This window comes from Clostridium guangxiense (assembly GCF_021043395.1).
Lineage (GTDB): Bacteria > Bacillota > Clostridia > Clostridiales > Clostridiaceae > Clostridium_S > Clostridium_S guangxiense.
The window spans coordinates 1-22790 of the sequence record NZ_JAJNKE010000049.1 but is presented as its reverse complement, the minus strand read 5'-3'; the positions used below and the strand labels follow the sequence as shown (position 1 = coordinate 22790).

Genomic DNA, 22790 nt, shown 5'->3' with positions numbered 1-22790 from the left:
AACAATGTGAGGAGCTATCAAGAAAAATTGCATAAAAAGTTCGACTTTTTGTGTCTAAAATATTGACATCGATCCATTATCACTTCGCTACTACGGTAGTGCAAGGAAAAAATCCCTCCGTACCTACGGAATTTTAGATGTGAATCTTAATAATACATTATATAAACAAAATATTATTAAATTTCATTAATTAACCATGTTTACATTGCATTTTTTGTAGAGAAACGGAGAAAAATTTACCTTGTATTTCCGGTTTAGCGAAGTAACAGTATTTAATATTTCAAAATGCTGTTACTTCGCAATATTTATATACTGTGAAACCAATTCAGCAATTTCTTATAAGGAATAATTGAGCAAAAAAAGGGAGGGCACGTAAATGTTTGGAAAATTATTTTCAAGAAATATCAGCAAAAGTGAAGAAATATTTGCTTATGCAACAGGAACACTTATAAAAATTGAGGATGTTCCTGATCCTGTTTTTAGTGAAAAGTCCATGGGAGAGGGTGTTGCAATTTTGCCTGCAGATGGTAAAATTTTTGCACCAGCAGATGGAGAAGTCATTTTGCTTGCACAAACAAAGCATGCTATAGCATTAAAAACAACTCTTGGAGAAGAAATTCTTATTCATATTGGACTAGAAACTGTTAATCTTAATGGAAAAGGCATAAATGTTTTTGTAAAAGTAGGAGACAAGGTTAAAAAAGGACAAAAAATTGCTGAAATTGATTTAGAATTTATTAAAGAAAATGCAAGCAGCACCGTAATTCCGTTGGTGATTACAAATAGTGAAGAAAACAGTTTTGATTTTCAGTGGGAAAGCGTCAAAGAGGTTAAAGCAGGAGAGACAAAATTATTTAAGGCAACTCTAAAGTAGGAGATTTAACTTTTGCTATTGATATGATGGAAGAATGTCTTACAGGGTTTGGTACTAACCCTTATGATAGAAGTAGTGTAGATAAAACATTTGAAATAGCAAAAACAATTTTTTAAAAATGTAGGGATTTACTAAGATCAGGCTCTGCGGCATTGGATATAGCATATATTGCATGTGGGCGAATAGATTTATTTTTTGAAATGTGTCTTCAGCCTTGGAATTATGCTGCTGGACTTATAATTTTTGCTGAAGCTGGAGGAAAGACGATGGATTGGCAAGGAAAGTCCCCAAAAGTTGTTTGTCCTTCTAGTATTATAGGTTCTAATGGAGCAATTCATGAACAAGTGCTTGAAATAATTCATAAGTTAGCTAAAAATAATGCTTAGTGCTAAACGCACTAAGCATTATTTTTTTACTTTATGAATTGATTATAGCAGGGTATTAAAGGCAGAGGTCGTTATAAAAAATGAAGTTTCAAATGTAAGAAAAAATAAATTTCAAGTATTAAATCAATATAAAATAAAATTTAATTTCATCAAATATAGTCTTGACGAAATTTTAAAATCATTATATATTAATATTAACAGATACAAAAACAGCTATTATATTTATGATAATTAAATTCCATATTAGATGATAATATGAGGAGGAGAATAAATTGAACAGCAGTGAACTAAAAAAAAATTGTGCAAAAGAAGCTCTAAAATATATAAAAAATAATTCAATAATAGGGTTAGGTGGGGGAAGCACCATCTCATATTTAATAGATTATATAAAAGAAAATAAAAACCTTAAGGTTAAAGTGGTTACCCCTTCTTTTAAAACAAAAATGTTATGCATGAAAAATGAAGTGGAAGTTCTTCACACATGCTCTGTAAGTAAAATAGATGTGGCTTTTGATGGATGTGATGAAGTTGATGAAAGTTTTAATGCTTTAAAAAGTGGAGGAGGTATTCATACTAAGGAAAAATTAATTGCTAATATGGCCGATGAGTATATTCTACTTGTAGATGACACTAAATTTGTAAAAAGCTTAACTTTTAAGTATCCTGTAGTATTAGAAATTTTAGAGGATTCTTTAAAGTATGTTGAGAGTTTAGTTGCAGAATTAGGTGGAAAACCAAAAGTTAGAACTAGTGCTGCAAAAGATGGTTATACTATTAGTGATAATGGGAATTTGCTTATGGACGTAATGTTTAAAAGTGTTACAGACGTTTATAAACTTGAAAATAGTTTAAAAAACATTTGTGGAGTTATTGATACTTCCTTGTTTACTAATGTAGTTACAAAAGTTCTTGTAGCTAGTGATAGTGGGGTTAAGTTAATTTCTACAGATAAAAAAATATTTAAGGCATCTTCAAAAAAATAATAGGTTCATCTAACGGTCAATTTTGCGTAATATTTCGTCAACTGAACCCGCTAAGACAGCCTAGTATTAACGGAACCAGTTTCTTCGCATTACACAAAATTATATCGCAGCATGGACTTATTATTTTCTTTTAGATGCTTAATTTTGAGGTGAAGAGTATGAATAAAATGAATTGGGCAATATTAGGCCCTGGAACAATTGCAGCAGATTTTGCAAAAGCTATAACTGAGGTAAACGGAAATGTATATGCAGTAGGATCACGAAAGCTTGAAAGAGCAAAAGAATTTGCAAGTCACAATAATATTAAAAAGATTTATGTCAGCTATGAAGAAATGCTTAAAGATGAAAATATAGATATAGTTTATATATCAACTCCTCATTCTAACCATTATGAATATATAATGAAAAGTCTTAAGAATAATAAACATGTATTTTGTGAAAAAGCTATAACTGTAAATGGTAAACAATTAAAAGAAATTACTGATTTGGCAAACGAGAAGAATTTGGTAGTTAGAGAAGCTATGACTATATATCATATGCCTTTATATAAAAAACTGCGTGAACTTATTGATGCAGGTAAAATTGGAAAAATTAAAATGATTCAAGTATCCTTCGGAAGCTTAAAAGAATACGACGTTAATAATAGGTTCTTTAGCAAGGATTTAGCTGGTGGTGCACTTCTTGATATTGGTACATATGCTTTATCATTTACTAGGTATTTTCTTTCTAGTCAGCCACAAGAAATATTGACAACTGTAAATAAGTTTGAAACTGGTGTAGATGAACAATCTGGAATAATACTTAAGAATGCTGATAATGAAATGGCAGTAATCTCTCTTACAATGAGAGCAAAACAGCCGAAGAAGGGTGTTGTTGCAGGAGAATTAGGATATATAACTGTAGATAATTTCCCAAGAGCGGATAAAGCTACTATAACTTATCCAGATGGGAAAGTAGAAATAATTGAAGCTGGAGATACATCAAAGGCATTAATTTATGAAGTTGAAGATATGAATAACTATGTGTCTAATAAAAGAAATATGGATACATTAGGTTTATCTATTGATGTAATGAGTTTAATGGATGAAATTAGAAATGAGTGGGGAATAAAATATTCTTTTGAGTAATGAAAGGAAAGTTACAAATTGAAAAGCAAAGAAAAAAGTGTTTTAGATAAAATTTTTTCAGCGTATGAAAGCCTTTATAAAGCAGAGAAGAAAATTGCTGATTATGTTATAAATAATCAAGAAAAAATCATTGAAATGACAGTTTCAGAACTAGCAGATGAAAGTAATGTTAGTGAAGCTACTATAATTAGATTTTGTAAAAAATGTGATTTGAAAGGGTTTCATGATTTGAAAATAAATATTGCAAAGGAAATGGTGGATTCAGATGGAAATGAAACATCAAATGATATAGATTCAAATAATATAAGTCAATCACTTCAAAATATATTAGCAAATAAAATTGAAGAATTAAAAAAGACTATATCAATGATGGATGAAGAGATTATTAAGAAAATACTAAATGCAATTGAAAATGCAAGACTTGTCCAATTTGCAGCGGTAGGAAATACAATACCTGTAGCTTTAGATGGTGCATATAAATTTAATCAAATTGGTATAGCATCTGTAGTAAATACAATATGGGAAACTCAACTTGCTTTTGCTTATACCTTAACTAGTAAAGATGTGGTCATAGCAATATCAAATTCAGGATCTTCAAAAAAACTTTTAGACTTAATAGATATTGCAAATGAAAGAAAAGCTGTTACAATTAGCATAACAAAACATGAAAATTCACCTTTAGCAAGTAAAAGCAAATATCAAATAAATATGGCTACAAGAGAAAAATTATTTTTGGATGAATTCAGTTTTTCGAGAGTATCGGCTATGATGGTTATAGAAATACTATATTTGCTATTAACGGCTGAAAAAAAAGATTCATATAGCTTTATTAGTAGGCATGAACAGTCTATGGTTGATGATAAGATTTAACTAAAACAAAATTAGTATTAAACGATTAAAGAAAATAATATATGACACGGTGTCGTCGTATTATATGTCCTACAATAGTTAAGTAAGTAAAATAAAACTTAATCAATGTGAAGTAACAATGCTTTGTAATATTAAAAAATTCTATAAATCTATGGTTGAAAATCATTCTTTTAGCATTGTTACTTTGCTCCCACGATAGCATAAGAAAAAAATTTCTACGTGTCTACAGAATTTTATATGTGAATTTTTGTAGGTACGTGGATTTTTATAATGGTTTATTTATTGTAATGCGTTATGAATTATATTTATTTACAAATTCTTTAAATGAATTTGATTCTCTCACCTTTTCTAATTCTTCATCTTCCAAAATATACTTTAAAAACTTAGGATATAACTTTAAAGCCGCAATTATATCTTCACATGCCTTGTTTTCCTCATTAATAATAGCATAGAAACAGCTTCTGTTATAATATAAAAAGTGAACTTCACTGCAATTATTAATTCCAGCTGATAAAATTTCTATACCTTTTTTTGTATTTTTATATTTATAAATTACTGCTAAATTTAAATAACTGTAGGCATAATTCTTATTCTTTTTAATGGACCCTTCATAGAAATTAATTGCTTTTTCTGTCATATTAAACTTGTAGCAAATTATACCCATGTTAAATAAGGCTAAATAATTATTTGGTTCTATTTTTAAAGCTTTTGAAAACAATCTATATGCAAGGTTATTCTCATTTTGTTCCTCGTAAATAGAGCCTAAGTTTAAATTTGCCCAAAAATCCATTGGGTTTAAGCTTAAAAGTTTTTTATAAGTTTCTATTGCTAAATTTTTTTTGCCTGATACATCATAGGCATTTGCCAAAAAGAAATAAGCCGCGTAATAATTTGAATTTATATAGATAGCCTTATTATATAAGTCTATAGCCTCTTCATATTTTCCTTCATCATCATATATTGTAGCTAAACCATAGTAGGCTCTTTCTTCATAATCATCTATGCTTAAAGCTTTTCTGTAATATTCTTTGGCTTTTTCTGGTTTTCCTAAAGAGTCATATATTAAGGCTAAATTAATTGTTGATTCTATATTTTCGCCATTTGAAAGTTCATAAACTTTGTTATATAAATCCAAGGCTTTAATTAATTTATCTTCTTCAAAAGCTTCTTCCGCTTTTTCCAAACATCTATTAATTTGTACATCATTCTTCATAAATACACTCTTTCTTTATTTATTATGCTTATGTTAAGTATATCATATTCAAAGCACAATTATATATGGCAAGACCATATAATTAAAAAGTAGAGTATGTAAATGTAATTTATTGATAGTAGTTAATATAGATAAACCTGTTTGTTATATTCTAAACAAAAGGTAAGTAAAGGAGCAAGATTTATGAGTAGTTTTGAGGATAAATATGGAGCCTGTGGAATGCGATATACACTATCTGTAGTTGAGGGAAAATGGAAATGGATTATATTATGGAAAATATATAAGGCTAAGGTAATAAGATATAATAAATTAAGGGATAGCTTAGAGCCTATTGCTCGCAAGACATTAAGTGCACAACTAAAAGAACTTGAAGTCACCAATTTAATTCATAGAGAACAATATAATGAAGTTCCACCTAAAGTTGAATATTCATTAACTGAAGAAGGGATGACATTAATACCAATTCTTGAACTTATGAGCAAATGGGGCAATGAACATATTAAAAAATAGTAGCTATTCAATTAGATATGTGGCTACTATTTTTTTGCACTTTTTCTATAAGAATTTTATGGAAGTTAATTTTATTGAGGGCATAATTATGAGTTTTTCTGATGGTTCTGAGGTAAATATTAATGCAATGAGCCTCTTTGATGATGTAATTCATTCCCTGGGATTTTGAAAAAATACCTTATGTGTACAAGAAGAGTGAAAACATTGATTCAGTTCTTGAAGATACAGCTAAAATTAAAGAAGCATTGGTATCTCAAAGTGAGCTTATAAAAAAGATTAAAGAATTAACTGTGAAATATCCTGTAAATAAGAAGGGTGAAGCACAGAAATATGAGAGGAAGTTTTTAATATTGGTTAGTGATAAAAAAATGCAGGACAAAATTGTGAAGGGTTTAAAAATTAATATTTATAATTTGATTTATGAGTAGGTTGATTTTTATTTGAGGTATAGTTACCTAATATTTATAAGATGTATTATAATATAGATAAATAAGCTGAAAGATTGAAAGTGAGAGGTCTATATATGAGAAAAAAAGATATATTGGAATTAAAAAGACGTCTAAAAAAGGATGAGTGTACATTTACTAAAATGTGCGGCTGCTATGTAAATGCAGAGAAAAATATTATATTAAAGCTTAATGAAACCTTTTTAAATTTAGAAGAGGAAGAGTTCTTTAAATATTTAGAGATTGCAAAAAAAACATTATCAGGAACAGTAGGTAATAACCTTTTAGAACTTAACTTTCCTCTTGATGAAGAAAACGTAGGTGGTAGGCAGCATTCTTTAATGGGACTAAAAATGAGTAAATTGAAGGATGAGGCAATGCTTGATAGCTTCTATAAATTAATTATAGATAGTTATGATTATGCAGGTAATTTTTTAATACTTATTTTTCATGATGCTTATGATGTTATGACAAAAACTACAGATAATTCGAAATTAGATGAATCTGAAGAAGTTTATGAGTACATTTTATGTGCAATATGTCCGGTGTCACTTGCAAAACCGGCCCTTGGATATCTTGAAGATGAAAATAGGATTGGAGCACGTATTAGAGACTGGGTAGTTGGTCCACCTGATTTAGGATTTACTTTCCCAGCCTTTATAGACCGCAGTGCTGATATTGATTCTATTATATATTATACAAAAAATGCAAAGGATTCACATCCGGAGTTTATGGAAGAGATTTTAGGCTGCAGCTCAAAACAAACTGCCACAGAGCAGAAAGAAGTATTCAATAATATTGTTCGTAAGGCAGTGAGTGGTGATGATGAAAAAGCTGAGCATTTACTAGGAGAAATTCAAGAAACTCTTAATAATGTGGTAGACGAGCATAATACTGTTAATGGTAAGGATGCTGAACCTTTAAATTTGACTAATGATAATATTCAAGATATTTTAGCTGAAAGCGGAATTCCTGAGGAAATAACGGCAAAAATTGAAAAGGAATATACAGAAGAATTTGGAGATACTCCTCCAGCAGCGGAACACCTAATCGATAAAAAAGTAATTGAAGCAAATAAACAAAAGAAAAAGGAAGAAAGGCTTCAAAAAAAGGTACAGGCATTAGAAGAAGAACTTGAAAAAACAAAGCAAGATGATGTACAAGACTCAGAAAAGGAAACAGCTTTAGAAGTAGAGAATGATTCTACAGTAGAAGTAGATTCTGATTCTAATTTGGAGCAAAACTCTGATGTTGAAGAGGAAGTTAAGAAAGACAGTAGTGAAAATGAAGAAGCTGCTGCTCCGAACTACGATGTTGTAGTTCATGTAAAACCTGAAAAAGTTGATCAAATAAAATCACAAATAATTGACGGAAAGAAATGTATTATTATTCCTATAGATGATGATGAACAAGCTAAAGTAAATGGAGTAGAAACTTTGATCTAATACAGATTAGAGAGTAGAGTGAATGATGATTTTCTGCTTTTGCAGAAAATCTAGAATTTATTGCTGATGTCATTTTAAGATAATACCTTATTATGTTTTTATATAATTATATAGATTTATCTGACGAGAGGAAGATCAACATATACGAGGTTTGGACAGAGTCCATTGTCCTTCTAAAACTATATATTTGTAATCTTTTTTATACCATCACTCTACTCTTTACTCCCTACTCTCTGCTCTAGTTTTTAATTATATCCTTAATCCAATCTTCAGCATGATCCATTGACCATTGTAAATCATCGATGCAATATGCGACTAAGATAAAGCCATTGGTCTTGGCTACTCTTTTTGCTTTCTTTAATGCTTGAATTTTGTCTTCAAAGGTATATAAATGATACATTGGACCAAATACTAAAGTCATGTCAAAAGTATTATCCGAAAATCTCGATAAATCTAAGGCTGTTCCTTGATATGCTTTGACTGTACTACCTTTTGCTTTTAAAGTACATAGATTGTGCTTTACTACATTTTTTTATATTCTAACAAGTATTATACTACAACGGAATATAAAGATTCATGCCAAAATTCCATAGGAACGGAGGAACTTTTTCCTTGCACTATCGTGGAAGTGAAGCATTATTACTTCACAAATTGTCTAGTTTTCCCCATAATATATGCAAGCTTTATTATGGATTTCTCTTCTTCTGACATTTCTCTATTATACATTTTCTCAAACTGGTTTATTAATGCAGCAGTATCGATTTTTTCTTTAGGCTGCGTAACTCTTTTATGAAAATTAGATTCGTAGATACTAGGTTTTATAGCATCATCATAAATATGCTTAAAAACTTCTGCAGTATAATAAGCGTCATTAAAAGCATCATGAAATTCAGCATTATCTTGTATGTTCAAAAGTTCTACAGCTGTTTTTAAACCAACTCTAGATTTATTTGGGGTATTAAGATATTTTGAAGCATACTTTTGAATATCAATGCAGAGTTTAGGAATTGATGAAGTTGATAAATTATAAAAATTTATATTTCTTAGAAGTTCTTTAATATCACCTGTTCCCCAAACACATAATATTGTCTCATCTTTATCAATAAACTTTAAAAAATCTTCATAAACAGGCACAAAGCTTTTGCATGAACTAACTTTATCATTATTTATTTTAGTTAGGCTTTCTACATAAGGATGAATGCTAGGATAAACAGTGGGTTTAATGAGAGCATTAAATTTAGAGACTGTTTCAAAGTTTTCATTAAGCTTTAATGCTCCAATTTGAATAATTTCAAAAGGCAAGTTTAAAGAGTTACTAGATTGAACTTCAGTGGAATCTAGATATTTTTGATTAAATTCCAAATCATATATTATATAATTCATGTTTACTCCCACCTTAAAAGAATTAATATATATTATAACTCAACGTTATGTTCATGTCAGTATTTTAAATTATTCTTTGCCCGCTGTTTCAAATTCTTTTAATTATGCGTGTGAAAGGCGTATTCCTATAATAAAATGTAATCAACATTTACCTTTAGGAGGGTGCAGCTTGGAGTTAAAAGAAAAAATTAAAAAATTGCCTTTTTCACCAGGAGTATATTTTATGAAAGATTCGTTAGATACTATTATTTATGTAGGAAAATCTAAAAATTCAAGAAGTAGAGTTGGATCTTACTTTGTAAATTCAAAATCACATTCTTCAAAGGTAATAAAATTGGTGAAAAATATCCAAGCTTTGAAGTTTGCAATGAGCCTAATGATTCTAATGGAAAACTTTACTTTGAACCTTATACTAGCAAAAATACTGTAGAAAAGGCACTATATGGCATAAAAAAACATAGCAAAATCTTGTGTACTAATAGTTCAAAAAAGGCTTCAGGCTGTTTAAAATATTCTATGGATTTGTGTACTGGAATGTGCACAGGGAAGCTTTCCTCCGAGTATTATCTTGCTTTAATGGGAAGAATTACAAAATTAATTGATGGTACTGATTTAACTATTCTTGAAGAAATGGAACAAAAAATGAATATTGCTTTGATAGAGTTTCTAGACAATAAAGAAATTAAATTATTTTTAACAAGGTATAATAAACTAATTTTTAGTGAAAGATATAAGCTTAACGATTTTAATATTGATGAGATAAAGTGTAAAATCAAAAGCAATATTATATCTAGTTTTAGAAGTGTTTTAAAAGAAGTAATTAATATTGGAAAAGATGAAATAGATGAGGTTCATATAATATACAATTACTTAAAAAGTAAGGAAAGTATCTGCAAATATATATCTATTAAAGAACAATGGATTAATGATATAGATAGTTTAAGCATTGATAAAGCTGTTAATAAATTATTTTAGGCAAATTGAAATATAGAGAAAGCTAAAGGTTTAAGTTTGAAAGCATATCAGACACAAAGTTCTAGATTAAATAATATTTTAAATAATTTATAGTAAAATGGGCAAAATTATATTACATTTTCCCTATTATTGTGGAAAAAAATTTGAACATTTAGATATAGAATCTTATGTTTAGACGTGTTAATATAATAGCAGACAGAATAATAAAAAATAATAAAAAATAGAACTGACCAATATTGGAAGTGATTAAGATTAGCAATAAGGAAAATGTGAAAAAAGTATTGCTTTCTGAATTGATAAGGAGAAAAGAACCAGTTACTGTAACTGAATTATCAAAGATAATAAATAAAACAGGTAGAACAGTTAGAAATTATCTAGACGAGTTAGAAGATGAATACCGAGATAGGAATTTGCAAATTATTAGAAAAACCAACGTAGGTGTATATGTGAATATGGATGAAAAAACTAGAAAAAAATTTAAGAATCTTCTTGATAAAAAAGATACAAAGTTTGTGGAGTATGATAAGTTTTCATCTAAATTTAGAAGGTTGTATATATTAAAAATTTTATTCGAAGATTCTGTGCCATACACCATTCAATTATTTGCAGATGATTTATATTGCAGTAAAGGTACTATTGTAAATGACTTGATTTATGTAGAAAATTGGCTTAAAAAGCGCAATCTTGTTTTAAGAAAGAAGCAAAATCAAGGATTATGGATTGAAGGAAAAGAAAAGGATTACAGAAGGGCTCTTAAGGATTTACTTTCACAAATGCAAGAAGGAAAATACCTGGGTGGAGAAATAGACGAAATTTTAGAAAAACTAGATTATAGAATTGACTTTGTAAATTATAAGAATATAAAGGAAATGTTTCCTAAGTTAGATTTGTTATATATACAAGATATTATACAGCATGCCGAAAAAGAATTGGGATTTTATTTTACAGATCAAGCATTTTTAAACTTAATTACACATGTTGCTATTACTATAGAAAGAATAATTAATAACAGAGCTGTATCGGTTAATAGAGAATTTTTGGAAAGCTTAAGGAAAGAAAGAGAATTTAATGTAGCTGGCTGGGTGGTGAAGCAGTTAAGTGAGAAATTTCACATAAGTTTTCCAGAAGAAGAGATAGGTTATATAGCAATGCATATGTTAGGTGCAAAAATTCAGGAAGACTATAATTCAGATGACTATAATACTTTGCTTGAAAATCAAGATGAAGAATATGTTGATATTGCCGAAGATATAATTTCCGTATCCTCGGAAGTTTTGAATATTGACTTGGCAAAGGATAAAAATCTTTTAACTAGATTAGTATTGCATTTAAGGCCAACTGTAATGAGGTTGAAATATGGTCTTAGACTTACAAATCCCATATTAGAAAGGATAAAGGAAGAATACACCAGCATATTTGGGGCAGCATGGGCTTGTAGCAGCATTTTTGAAAATAAGCTTGGAGTTTCAATTAATGAAGATGAAGTTGGATATATTGCACTGCATTTAGCACTGGCTGTTGAAAATATGAAAAGGAAAATAAGAGCAGTAGTAGTTTGCTCAAGTGGTATAGGCACGTCTCAATTGGTAGCTTTAAGATTAGGAAAAAGTTTTGAAAATTTAGAGATAACTCATATTCTTCCTATAAGTTTACTTACTGATGATATAATTCGGGAATCGGATATAGTAATAACTACAGTTAGAAACATACAGAAGAATGAAAAAGTTGTTTATATATCTACTCTTGTTACAGAGAGTGATTTAGAAAAAGTAGAAAGTACTTTAAAAAAGCTTAAAAATTCTACGAGAAAGTCATCAGTAAGAAATAATCTTAAGGAAGAAGAACTGGATATTTTCGATGAAAAATTATGCTTTTTAAATAGTGAATTCACAGATTTCAAAGAAGCTATATATCATTATGGAAGTATTATGGAAGAAATGGGTTATGCTAAAAAAGGGTTTTGTAAAAGTATTCTTGAAAGGGAAGAAAAAGGGTCAACTTATGTTGGAAAAGGTATTGCCATTCCGCATGGAGAAAGTGTGTATGTTAATCAATCTAAGGTATGCATTGTTAAATTTAAAGAACCTATAAGTTGGGAGGATAATGATTTAGAATTTATTATTATACTGTGTTTAAATTTTGAAAATATTAGTACTACTAAGAATTTCTTTAAGAATTTTTATACTGTATTAGAGAGTGATAAAACCATGTTGGACATAAAAAATGCCAAAAGTGCGGAAGAAATAATTAATGCTTTTAAAAATTAATGATAGAGCATCAAGGATATAAATTAAATCAATGAGTAGGAAAAGAAAAATAATAAAATAGGAGATGTTTTAAATGAAAATATTAGCAGTAACAGCTTGCCCTTCAGGAGTTGCACATACTTATATGGCAGCAGAAGCACTAGAAAGAGCAGCAAAAGATAAAGGAATAGAAATAAAAGTTGAAACACAGGGTTCAATAGGTATAGAAAATAGAATTACTATGGATGATGTAAAAGATGCTGATGTAGTTATATTAACTAAAGACATTGGTATAAAAGAAACAGAAAGATTTAGTGGATTACCAATTGTTAAGGTTGGGATTAGTGATGTAGTAAAAAAATCAAATCAAATAATTGATAAAGTTGAAGCATATGTAAATAGTAAAAAATAAGATTATTTAGTCATTTAAAATTAACAATGGGGCTGTCACACTAAATATAAAAAATTACGAACTTAATTAAAGCGAAAGGTTTGTAATTTTTTTAGTGCGACAGCTCATTAACTTAATAAAGGATAATAATTTAAATAATGACAAGCAATAGCAAATAATAAAAAGTAAGTTGAAAAAATATAAAAAATATTATATAATTAACATAATTAATAAATAATAATAAATAATAATAAATAGTAAGGATTAAGCAAGTTAATATTGATAATTTAGTTCATACAGATTGGATTATCAATTAAAAAAATGGTGTTAAAGCTAGGATTTGTATTAATTGAACAAGCATCAATTATTAATAAAACTTATAAAAAATGTATGGGAGGAAATAAAATATGAAGCTTATTGTAGATTTTGCCAATTTACATCAAATTAAGGAGATGTATTCATATTATCCTGTAGATGGAGTGACTACTAATCCGTCTATTTTAGCAAAGGAAGGAAAGAATCCTTATGAGGTATTAAAAGCTATTAGAGAGTTTATAGGTTCAAATTCAGAATTGCATGTTCAGGTTGTTTCTTTAGATGCTGAAGCAATAGTTAAGGAAGCACATAAAATTCGAGAAGAATTAGGAGCTAGCACTTATGTAAAAGTTCCAGTAACAAGAGAAGGATTAAAAGCAATAAAAATTCTTGCAAAAGAAGGCGTTAATATTACAGCAACAGCTATTTATACTCAGATGCAGGCTTATTTAGCTGGAAAAGCTGGTGCCCTTTATGCAGCTCCATATGTAAATAGAATTGATAACCTTGGGGCTGATGGTGTAAAGGTTGCTAAAGAAATTCATGATATATTTAAAAAGAATGAACTAAAGACAGAAGTTCTTGCAGCAAGTTTTAAAAATTCACAGCAAGTGTTGGAACTTGCAAAATATGGTGTTGGTGCAGCTACAATTGCTCCAGATGTAATTGAAGGACTAATTAAATTAGATGCAGTTACATGTGCCGTAGAAGCATTTACTAAAGATTTTGAAAAGCTATGTGGTAAAGGCAAGACAATGATAAATTGCTAAATTAAAATAATTAATTTGAAAAGAGGCTCCTTAAATAAAATAGAGCCTTTTTTGTTGTACTGAAACAATTTATATTATTTCAGTATTGGTTTTTGATAGTAAATTAGTGATTTCTTTGTCAGGAGCAGCTTCAGTGATTATAAAGCTTATGTCATGTAATGTTGCAAATTTATATGTCCCATCAATATAAAACTTGTTATTTTCCATTACTAAATATGTTTTTTTGCTGTTGTTAATTATAGATTTTTTTGTGTTTCCATCCTCTCCATCAAAAGTTGTAACGCTTTTATCAAATATATTGACACCGCAGCTTCCTATAAAGCATTTTGTTGGCTTATAATTGGATATGCTTTCAATGGCCATTGAACCAGTAAAACCATCTAGATCCTTACTTAATTCTCCACCAGTACATACGACTTTTATATTATTATCAGAATTGTTTAAAATAGAAACTATATCTAGCATATTGGTTACGACAGTTAATTTTTTCTGGCTTTTTGAGAGTTCTTCAGCTAAAAGTATATTTGTTGTAGAGATATCTAAAAATATAGTTTCGTTTTCTTCTATAAGCCTAAAAGCCTTTTGGGCTATAACGGTTTTAAATTCAATATTAGTATTTTTTCTTGATTGAATATTTTGCTTAGGAGCAGATGTTCTAATCAAAACAGCACCACCATAAGTACGTTCTAGCAATTTTTGATTTTCTAAGTTTTTTAAATCTTTTCGTATGCAGTCTTCAGTAACATTAAATCTAGTGCTTAAATCTTTAACAATAACTTTTCCTTCTTTATGTAAAATGTTTAATATTTCATTATGCCTTTCCTGTGCAAACAAAGTTTACTACCCCCATTTGATTATATTTTTTACTTGGCAATATCAATAAAGAAATTATAACAAAACAAAGAGATATAATAAAGTGTCAAAAATAAAAAACAATAAAGACACATAAGTAATATTAAAATTTAAATAGGAAACAATAATATTTAAGTTAAAAAGCATTTGACATTATATTAGGTTTTCCACATTGTTGTGGAAATAAAATTGAATATTGAGGTATAGAATATTATGCCTAGGCATGTTAATATAATATTGCAACAAACAATAATAAACAATAAAAAATGCGCCGGAGCATATAACAATTTAGTAAAATTCAAGACGAATAAATTTATTAATTTATTTTTAAGAAAGCAATTGCATTTTATGAAAGGAGAGTTAGCAGTGGATAATTTAATAACGAAGGAACTTATTATACTAGATATGGAGGCTTCCTCTAAAGAAGAAGTAATAAAAAATTTATCAAAGGTTATAGAAGCACAGTATAAACTTATTGATTACGATGGATATGTTAAGCAGGTATTTGAAAGGGAAAAAACTTTTCCAACATCAATAGGTTTTGATGTGGCTATACCGCATGGAAAATGTGATTCAGTAAGGTGCGCAGCATTAGCTTTTGCAAGATTAAAAAATGAAGTTCAGTGGAGTGAAGAAGAAAAAGCAAAATACGTTTTTTTAATTGCAGTACCAGAAAAAGAAGCAGGAAATACTCATTTGCAAATTCTAGCTCAACTTTCTAGAAAGATTATGAGGGAAGAGTTTAGAGAAAAATTACAGGAAGCTTCTAAAATTGAAGAGATATTAGAAGTATTAAGTAGTTAAGATATTAAATCAAATAAATGGAGGGGAAAGAAAATGAGCGATTTAAAAGCGTTATTAAAAGATAGTAGACAGCATTTAATGACGGGTGTTTCATACATGATTCCTTTTGTTGTAGCAGGAGGAGTTTTATTAGCACTTTCAGTTTTGTTATATGGATCAGCAGCAGTTCCACCTAAAGGAACAGCACTAAATGATCTGTTCAATATAGGTGCAGCTGGACTTGGACTTATGGTACCAATATTAGCAGGCTATATAGCATTTTCAATGGCAGATAGACCAGGTATAGCACCGGGAGCTATAGGAGGCTACCTAGCAAGCCAAATAGGAGCAGGTTTCTTGGGAGGAATTATAGCAGGATTACTTGCTGGAATAGTTGTTTATTGCTTAAAGAAAATAAAAGTACCATCAATAATGCGTTCAGTAATGCCAATATTTGTGATTCCACTAATAGGAACGCTTATAGTTGGAGGACTAATGGTTTGGGTTATAGGAACTCCAGTAGCAGAAATAATGACCGGAATGAAAGCATGGCTAAATAGTTTGGGAACAGGTAACTTAGTATTATTAGGAGTTATATTAGGAGCAATGATAGGCTTTGATATGGGAGGACCAATAAATAAAGTAGCATATGGATTTGGAGCAGCAATGGTAGGAACAATAGATAAAACAACAGGAATGGCAAGTCCAATATCATTAAAGATAATGGCAGCAATAGGAGTAGCAATATGTGTTCCACCAATAGGTTTGGGGATAGCAACATTGTTAGCGCCAAAAAAATATACAACAGAAGAAAAAGAAGCAGGAAAAGCAGGAATATTGATGGGGTTAATAGGAATAACAGAAGGAGCAATACCATTTGCAGCAGCAGATCCAATAAAAGTTATACCATCAATAGTGGCAGGATCAGCAAGTGGAGCAGTAACAGCAATGTTATTAGGGGCAAAAAATCCTGCACCATGGGGTGGATGGATAGTATTGCCAGTAGCTACAGGAAAAATTGGTTATGTTATAGCAACTATAGTAGGTGTTGCGGTAACAGCAGTATTAGTAAATGTCTTAAAGAAACCGATTACAGAAAAATCCAATAATAGTGATGATAATCATGATAGCGATGAAATTGAATTGGATTTTGAATAATATTTTTAATAAAGAGAAATTGTATTTTCAAGCAAATGTAATGCAATTAAGCGAAAAATGGAGAATATAAAATAAAAAAGGAGCTATTGATTTAATAAATTACTAAATCAACAGCTCCATATTTGATATAAGATTTATTTTTTATCGCTATAATTAATTTTATATAACAATCTTATATGCAATGGTCAATTAATATTGCAGTAAAAACAATCATCGAGTTTATTATAACAAACATGAATAATAAAAATCAATAGAAAACAATTGAAAACAATTTTAAATTACATTATAATATAGATAAAGATAATAAGTATAAATAAGTTGAAATTAGAAAGGGGCATTATAATATGAATAAATTAAAATTAACTGATAGAGTATTATTGTTAAAGAAAAAAATGCTGTCAGAGCCAAGGTATGCTTCTATAGAACAAGCAATGATTATTACAAATACGTATAAAGAAAATGAAGATAAGCCGCGTATTGTTAAGAGGGCTTTAGCATTAAAAAATTCTATGGAAAAATTAAAAATTAATATAGAACCAGAAGAATTAATTGTTGGAAATAGAACAGCTGGAGTAAGATATGGCATTGTTTTCCCGGAAAGTGGCAGCACATGGGTAGATAAAGAATTTGAAACTTTACCTAAAAGAGCTCAAGATAGATTTAATGTAAAAGAGGAAGATATCAAAACTTTTAGAGAAGTAATAAAACCTTATTGGAAAGGGAAATCATTAGAAGATATTTTACGTAAGAGATATGGAAAAGAATTTGATGAAATAGCTAAAGTAGTGAAGATAAACCAAAAGGATCATGCTCAAGGTCATATTTGCCCAAATTGTGAGGAATGGTTACAAAAGGGACCTACGAAAATTAAAGAAGAAGCTGAAAAACACTTAGAGGAAGCTGATGGAGAAACTAGAGATTTTTACAAAAGTGTTATTTTAGTTATGGAAGGTACTCAAAACTTTATGATGAGATACCATGATCTATTAGTTGAGCGTGCAAATAAGGAAGAGAATAAAGATAAAAAAGAAAATATGATAGTGGTAGCGCAAAATTGTAAAAGTATAAGTATTGCACCACCAAAAAGCTTTCATGAAGCAGTACAATCATTATGGTTCCTATTTGTTATTTTACACATGGAATCCAATGCATCTTCATTTTCACCAGGAAGAATGGACAAATATTTGTATCCTTTCTACAAAAAAGATATTGACCTTGGAAAATTAGATAATCAAAGAGCTTTAGAAATAATTGAATGTCTTTGGTTAAAGTTTAATGAAATTGTGTATATGAGAAATTGTAATAGTGCAAAATATTTTGCTGGATTTCCAATAGGATTTAATATCGCTATTGGAGGTCAAGATGAAAATGGAAATGATTATTCAAATGAAATATCATTTTTATGTTTAAAAGCTCAAGAACACTTAGGATTACCACAACCTAATTTATCTGTTCGTTTGCATAAGAAAGTAGAGGATAAAATACTGAAGGAAGCGATCCATGTTGTCTCAAAAGGAAGTGGAATGCCACAATTTTTCAACGATGAAGCTGTTATTCCTGCTATGCTTGAATTAGGTATCGAAGAAAAGGATGCAAGAGACTACGCTATTGTTGGTTGTGTAGAATTAACTACACAAGGAAATAATCTTGGCTGGAGTGATGCAGCAATGTTTAATTTAAATAAGGCATTAGAAGTTACTTTAACTGGAGGAAAGTGCCTTTTAACTGGCGAACAAATTGCTGAAAATTATGGAGATATAACAACTTACAATACTTTTGAAGAATTAGAAGAAGGATTTAGAAAGCATATAGATTATTTTATGGATAAAATGATTTTAGCCTGTGAAGAAGTTGAAAAAGCACACATTGAGTTATTACCAACGCCATTCTTGTCCTCTGTAATAGATAATTGCATGGAAAAAGGAATGGATGTAACAAATGGAGGAGCAAAATATAATTATTCTGGAATCCAAATGATTCAAATCGCAAATTTAGCTGATAGTTTAGCTGCTATTAAGAAATTAGTATTTGATGAAAAGAAAATTTCTAAAGAAGATTTATTATTAGCATTAAAAAATAATTTTGATGGATATGAAGTTATTAGGACTATGCTATTAAATAAAGTACCTAAGTATGGAAATGATGTCGATTGGGTAGATGAACTTGGAGTAAAATGGGCGGAATATTTTAAAAACAGATTATCTAAATTTATCAATTATCGTGGAGGTAAATATCATACAGGAATGTATACAGTTTCTGCACATGTTCCTATGGGAGAAAATGTTGGAGCATCTCCAGATGGTAGATTTGCAAAAGAGCCACTTGCTGATGGAGGTATGTCACCAGCATATGGGAGAGATATAAGCGGACCTACAGCAGTATTAAAATCAGTTTCTAAAATAGATAAAAGTTTAACAAGTAATGGCGGATTATTGAATATGAAATTCTTGCCTGAGTTTTTTAAGACAGAGGCCGGAATTGATAAGTTTGCAAAAATGTTAAGAAGTTTTGTTGATTTAGAAATACCACATGTTCAATTCAATGTTGTAAGAAAAGAAGACTTATTAGCTGCGAAGAAAAATCCAGAACAATATGGAGGATTAACAATAAGAGTTGCAGGTTATACCGCATATTTTGTTGAATTGGCCGATAAGCTTCAAAATGAAATTATAGCTAGAACAAGTTATGGAGATGTTTAATATGAATGGAACAATTTTTGATATAAGAAGATTTTCTACTCATGATGGAGAAGGAATAAGAACAACGGTATTTTTAAAAGGATGTCCATTGAATTGCATTTGGTGTCAAAATCCAGAAGGAATTTCTACTAAAAGACGTCCAATACACTTTAGAAATCGTTGTATTAAGTGTGGAATTTGTGTTAAACTAGCAAAAAATAATGGTGTTGTTTTTGAAGATGGAAATATAAAGTTAAATGTAGATAGGGAAGAAAATTGGAAGGAACTCATTGATAATTGTCCAAGCAGAGCTCTTATGATGGATTCACAAATTCAAACTGTAGATGAAGTGATTAAAGAAGTAATGAGAGATAAAGTGTTCTTTAAACATGGAGGCGGAATTACTTTATCTGGTGGAGAGCCTCTAGTTCAATCAAAATTTGCAATAGAACTATTAAAGGAATTAAAAAAATTAAATGTTAATACAGCAATTGAAACTGCACTTAATATAGGTACCGAAGTTATAAAAGAAGTACTGCCGTATTTAGATATAATTTATGCGGACTTTAAAATTTTTGATGACAATGATCATAAAAAATATGTTGGTGTTTCTAATATAAAGATAAAAAATAATATAAAATTTTTGCTGCAGTCTGAAAAGAAGCAAAATGTGATTATACGTACACCTATGATACCAGGATATACTACATCAGAAAAAAATATAGCAGAAATTAGCCGGTACATTTCAGGCATATATGCTGATGTGTCATATGAAATATTAAATTATAATCCATTGGCAGAAGCAAAATATCCTCTTGTAGATAAAGAATACTGTTTTAAAGAGAGGCATCAGCTATATTCTAAAGAAGAAATGAAGCGATTTGGAAGTGTTGCTAAAAATAATGGAATTAAGAATCTAATTATAGAATCCTGATCAGAAATATTAAAAAATAAATAGAGGAATTGCAATTAGTTCTGGTAATAAAGCTATAGGAGGATTAATGTCAGAAAACGATTATTTGAATTTAAGATATTTTCATATATAAACATTTAGGCTTAAAGATGCAGCAGACAGTTTTATGTAGATGCAAAACTGTCTACTGCATCTTTTTTATATAATTTCGATTATTCAAAGAGAATTTGAAAAATATAGTGTTAAAAAGTGAATTATAATGCTATTTGCAACTGTCACCTAAGTAAGAGTAATATTTAATAGACCAAGCTTCAATTTCTTTAATGGCTTTAGTGAGATCTTTACCTTTATCTGTAAGAAAATATTCAACTTTAGGTGGGACTTCAGGATAGATTATTTTATCTACTAATCCGTCATTTTCTAATTCTTTAAGTTTTTCGTTTAATACTTTTTGGCTTATTCCTTCGGTCATTCTTTGAAGCTCTAAAAATCGTTTTGGTCCGTTGTATAAATGGCATAATAATACACCCTTCCATTTACCCCTTATAAAATCCATTGCAAAGTCTAATAAGCATACATAACTTTTACCATTATAATTTACCATTTTGTTACCTGCTTTCAATATTTTATAACTAGTATAAACTAACTTATTTAATAATAGCAAATTAAATATTTAAAATAAATAAAGTGAGTACAATTCAGTTATTACAATAATTCCTACTTATAGGTAAGTTATCTAACAAAAAAGTGCGTACTTGTCACTGAAATTATTGAGCCCTATAATAGCCTTATCATTTAAAGATTATATGGAGGTATATATATGAAAGTAGTCGCTTTTAATGGAAGTCCTAAAAAGAATGGAAACACATATCATGCAATAAAAGCTGTAGCAGAAGAATTAGAGAAGGAGAATATAGAAGTAGAAATTATTCATGTTGGTAATAAGATAATACGTGGATGTTTAGACTGTGGTGGGTGCAGCAGAAATATGAATGAAAGATGTGCTATTCAAAATGATGAGGTTAATGATTGGATTCAAAAAATGAAAGAAGCCGATGGTATTATTTTAGGTTCTCCTGTACATTTTTCAGCTATAGCAGGAACAATGAAGTCATTTTTGGATCGTGCATTTTTAGTTACATCAGTAAATAATGGTATGCTTAGGCATAAAGTAGGAGCAAGCGTTATTGCTGTAAGAAGATCTGGTGGTGTTCCAGTATTTAATCAATTAAATAACTATATAAGTTATTCAGAGATGATAATGCCAACATCAAATTATTGGAATGTGATTCACGGTACAAAACCCGGAGAAGCAGTGCAGGATGAAGAAGGAATGCAAATCATGAGAGTTTTGGGTAAAAATATGGCATGGTTATTAAAACTTGCTGATTCAGGAAAAGGCGAGGTAGAAGAAAATAAAATGGAAGATAAAATATTTACAAATTTTATAAGATAAGATTTTAAAATACAAAAATACGGGGAGATATCGGCGAAATGATAATCTCTCTTTTTTATAGTTTAAATGTTTTTAATGCTGCAAGCTCGTCTAATCCATCAGTTAAATTTTTAAGTATCCTCAAATTAAAAAAAGTTAAAGATCAGCTACTAATGCTATTATGTTAATATATTAACTAGTGCATGGCTATAATTATGTATAGATATCAAATTTATTTGGAGATACTCCTCCAGCAGCGGAACACCTAATCGATAAAAAAGTAATTGAAGCAAATAAACAAAAGAAAAAGGAAGAAAGGCTTCAGAAAAAAGTACAGGCACTAGAAGAGGAACTTGAAAAAACAAAGCAGGATAGTAGTGTACAAGGCTCAGAAAAAGAGGCAGCTTCAGAAGTAGAGAACGATTCTACAGTAGAAGTAGACTCCGATGCTAATTTGGAACAAAGTTCTGACACTGAAGTAGAAGTTAAAGAAGAAAGTACTGAAAATGGAGAACCTGACGCTCCAAATTACGATGTTGTAGTTCATGTAAAACCTGAAAAAGTTGATCAAATAAAATCACAAATAATCGATGGAAAGAAATGCATTGTTATTCCTATGGATGATGATGAACAAGCTAAAGTAAATGGAGTTAATACACTGATTTAATTCATTGTGTAAAGTTGGGCTGTCGTACTAAATATATTCAGTTATAATTTATAAAGAATGCAAACCTTAAACCAGAGTAGAAAGTAGAGAGTAAAGAGTAGAGTGAAGGATGATTTATCTTCCTCTCGTCAGATAAATCTATGATTATATAAAAACATAGTATGATGTTCAGCTGACTGAACGAACATAATAGGGTATTATCTTGAAATAGCGTCAGCAATAAGTTTTAGATTTTCTGTAGTAAAACGGGCGACAAAGATTCACACCTAAAATTCTGTAGGTACGGAGGAATTTTTTCCTTGTGTAACGAAGGAAACCACTTGCTAAGCAAGTGGAAGAAAAAAGGCTTATGCCGTTGAGCAGAAAAAAA

22 protein-coding genes and 2 pseudogenes are annotated in these 22790 nt (G+C 29.6%); 19 read left to right on the top strand and 5 right to left on the bottom strand.

All coding sequences use genetic code 11. The features are described from left to right. Positions 1 to 376: 376 nt before the first annotated feature. The 5 genes and pseudogenes from LQK79_RS18565 to LQK79_RS18545 all read left to right on the top strand — a co-directional run bounded on the left by LQK79_RS18565 (position 377) and on the right by LQK79_RS18545 (position 4240). Positions 377 to 874, top strand: a complete 498-nt coding sequence (locus LQK79_RS18565) for a PTS sugar transporter subunit IIA (RefSeq protein ID WP_231017462.1) — start codon at positions 377 to 379, stop codon at positions 872 to 874. A 140-nt stretch (positions 875 to 1014) separates the two neighbouring features. Then, positions 1015 to 1260: pseudogene (locus LQK79_RS18560) on the top strand (inositol monophosphatase family protein); the annotation flags it as partial. 272 nt (positions 1261 to 1532) lie between these two features. Beyond that, positions 1533 to 2243, top strand: a complete 711-nt coding sequence (rpiA, locus tag LQK79_RS18555) for a ribose 5-phosphate isomerase A (protein ID WP_053240749.1) — start codon at positions 1533 to 1535, stop codon at positions 2241 to 2243. Between the two features lie 158 nt (positions 2244 to 2401). Continuing rightward, the gene (locus tag LQK79_RS18550; RefSeq protein ID WP_053240748.1) at positions 2402 to 3370 is read left to right on the top strand and encodes a Gfo/Idh/MocA family protein; all 969 of its coding nucleotides are present in this window, start codon (positions 2402 to 2404) and stop codon (positions 3368 to 3370) included. 18 nt (positions 3371 to 3388) lie between these two features. Next, positions 3389 to 4240 (top strand): MurR/RpiR family transcriptional regulator, encoded by an 852-nt coding sequence (locus tag LQK79_RS18545; RefSeq protein WP_231017461.1) that lies wholly within the window; start codon positions 3389 to 3391, stop codon positions 4238 to 4240. Positions 4241 to 4532: 292 nt separating this feature from the next. Here the strand turns inward: LQK79_RS18545 and LQK79_RS18540 are convergent, their stop codons facing one another. After that, entirely contained in the window at positions 4533 to 5453 is a 921-nt protein-coding gene (locus LQK79_RS18540) for a tetratricopeptide repeat protein (RefSeq protein WP_231017460.1), read from the bottom strand. A 183-nt stretch (positions 5454 to 5636) separates the two neighbouring features. Between LQK79_RS18540 and LQK79_RS18535 the strand changes: the two genes are divergently transcribed. From LQK79_RS18535 to LQK79_RS18525, 3 genes are all read left to right on the top strand, one after another. Then, positions 5637 to 5963, top strand: a complete 327-nt coding sequence (locus LQK79_RS18535; protein WP_053240746.1) for a winged helix-turn-helix transcriptional regulator — start codon at positions 5637 to 5639, stop codon at positions 5961 to 5963. 182 nt (positions 5964 to 6145) lie between these two features. Next, on the top strand, positions 6146 to 6391 hold the full coding sequence (locus LQK79_RS18530) for a hypothetical protein (protein ID WP_053240744.1): 246 nt from the start codon (positions 6146 to 6148) through the stop codon (positions 6389 to 6391). A gap of 95 nt (positions 6392 to 6486) precedes the next feature. Next, positions 6487 to 7854: a DUF4317 domain-containing protein gene (locus LQK79_RS18525; RefSeq protein ID WP_231017459.1), complete on the top strand. Its 1368-nt coding sequence runs from the start codon at positions 6487 to 6489 to the stop codon at positions 7852 to 7854. 295 nt (positions 7855 to 8149) lie between these two features. On the opposite strand, the pseudogene LQK79_RS18520 reads toward LQK79_RS18525, so the two are convergent. Both LQK79_RS18520 and LQK79_RS18515 read right to left on the bottom strand, forming a co-directional pair. Continuing rightward, positions 8150 to 8380 (bottom strand): annotated as a pseudogene (locus tag LQK79_RS18520) (class I SAM-dependent methyltransferase); the annotation flags it as partial. Between the two features lie 113 nt (positions 8381 to 8493). Continuing rightward, positions 8494 to 9237 (bottom strand): 3'-5' exonuclease, encoded by a 744-nt coding sequence (locus LQK79_RS18515; RefSeq protein WP_231017458.1) that lies wholly within the window; start codon positions 9235 to 9237, stop codon positions 8494 to 8496. A gap of 169 nt (positions 9238 to 9406) precedes the next feature. Here LQK79_RS18515 and LQK79_RS21130 point away from each other — a divergent pair, with 169 nt between their 5' ends. The 5 genes from LQK79_RS21130 to LQK79_RS18495 all read left to right on the top strand — a co-directional run bounded on the left by LQK79_RS21130 (position 9407) and on the right by LQK79_RS18495 (position 13934). After that, positions 9407 to 9667 carry a GIY-YIG nuclease family protein gene (locus LQK79_RS21130; protein ID WP_331000771.1) on the top strand — a complete coding sequence of 87 codons (261 nt, stop codon included), beginning with the start codon at positions 9407 to 9409 and terminating at the stop codon, positions 9665 to 9667. A gap of 38 nt (positions 9668 to 9705) precedes the next feature. Beyond that, a complete protein-coding gene (locus LQK79_RS21125) occupies positions 9706 to 10212 on the top strand; it encodes a hypothetical protein (RefSeq protein ID WP_331000770.1) in 507 nt (168 codons plus the stop codon). 269 nt (positions 10213 to 10481) lie between these two features. Beyond that, a complete protein-coding gene (locus LQK79_RS18505; RefSeq protein ID WP_231017457.1) occupies positions 10482 to 12479 on the top strand; it encodes a BglG family transcription antiterminator in 1998 nt (665 codons plus the stop codon). Between the two features lie 73 nt (positions 12480 to 12552). After that, the gene (locus tag LQK79_RS18500; RefSeq protein ID WP_053243494.1) at positions 12553 to 12870 is read left to right on the top strand and encodes a PTS fructose-like transporter subunit IIB; all 318 of its coding nucleotides are present in this window, start codon (positions 12553 to 12555) and stop codon (positions 12868 to 12870) included. A gap of 386 nt (positions 12871 to 13256) precedes the next feature. Continuing rightward, positions 13257 to 13934: a fructose-6-phosphate aldolase gene (locus LQK79_RS18495; protein WP_053242944.1), complete on the top strand. Its 678-nt coding sequence runs from the start codon at positions 13257 to 13259 to the stop codon at positions 13932 to 13934. A gap of 69 nt (positions 13935 to 14003) precedes the next feature. Here the strand turns inward: LQK79_RS18495 and LQK79_RS18490 are convergent, their stop codons facing one another. Next, positions 14004 to 14768: a DeoR/GlpR family DNA-binding transcription regulator gene (locus LQK79_RS18490; RefSeq protein ID WP_231017456.1), complete on the bottom strand. Its 765-nt coding sequence runs from the start codon at positions 14766 to 14768 to the stop codon at positions 14004 to 14006. Between the two features lie 384 nt (positions 14769 to 15152). Between LQK79_RS18490 and LQK79_RS18485 the strand changes: the two genes are divergently transcribed. The 4 genes from LQK79_RS18485 to LQK79_RS18470 all read left to right on the top strand — a co-directional run bounded on the left by LQK79_RS18485 (position 15153) and on the right by LQK79_RS18470 (position 20339). Further along, positions 15153 to 15590, top strand: coding sequence for a PTS sugar transporter subunit IIA (locus tag LQK79_RS18485; RefSeq protein ID WP_053243356.1), 438 nt, complete (start codon positions 15153 to 15155; stop codon positions 15588 to 15590). 33 nt (positions 15591 to 15623) lie between these two features. Continuing rightward, a complete protein-coding gene (locus LQK79_RS18480) occupies positions 15624 to 16727 on the top strand; it encodes a PTS fructose transporter subunit EIIC (protein WP_053242946.1) in 1104 nt (367 codons plus the stop codon). Between the two features lie 344 nt (positions 16728 to 17071). Beyond that, on the top strand, positions 17072 to 19426 hold the full coding sequence (locus LQK79_RS18475) for a glycyl radical protein (RefSeq protein WP_231017455.1): 2355 nt from the start codon (positions 17072 to 17074) through the stop codon (positions 19424 to 19426). A gap of 1 nt (position 19427) precedes the next feature. Then, positions 19428 to 20339 (top strand): glycyl-radical enzyme activating protein, encoded by a 912-nt coding sequence (locus LQK79_RS18470; protein ID WP_231017454.1) that lies wholly within the window; start codon positions 19428 to 19430, stop codon positions 20337 to 20339. Between the two features lie 241 nt (positions 20340 to 20580). Here LQK79_RS18470 and LQK79_RS18465 read toward each other — a convergent pair whose 3' ends face one another. Next, positions 20581 to 20922 carry a winged helix-turn-helix transcriptional regulator gene (locus LQK79_RS18465; RefSeq protein ID WP_053242947.1) on the bottom strand — a complete coding sequence of 114 codons (342 nt, stop codon included), beginning with the start codon at positions 20920 to 20922 and terminating at the stop codon, positions 20581 to 20583. A gap of 216 nt (positions 20923 to 21138) precedes the next feature. Here LQK79_RS18465 and LQK79_RS18460 point away from each other — a divergent pair, with 216 nt between their 5' ends. Both LQK79_RS18460 and LQK79_RS18455 read left to right on the top strand, forming a co-directional pair. Beyond that, entirely contained in the window at positions 21139 to 21774 is a 636-nt protein-coding gene (locus tag LQK79_RS18460) for a flavodoxin family protein (protein WP_231017453.1), read from the top strand. 202 nt (positions 21775 to 21976) lie between these two features. Beyond that, positions 21977 to 22420 (top strand): DUF4317 family protein, encoded by a 444-nt coding sequence (locus LQK79_RS18455; protein WP_331000772.1) that lies wholly within the window; start codon positions 21977 to 21979, stop codon positions 22418 to 22420. The last annotated feature ends 370 nt before the right edge of the window (positions 22421 to 22790 follow it).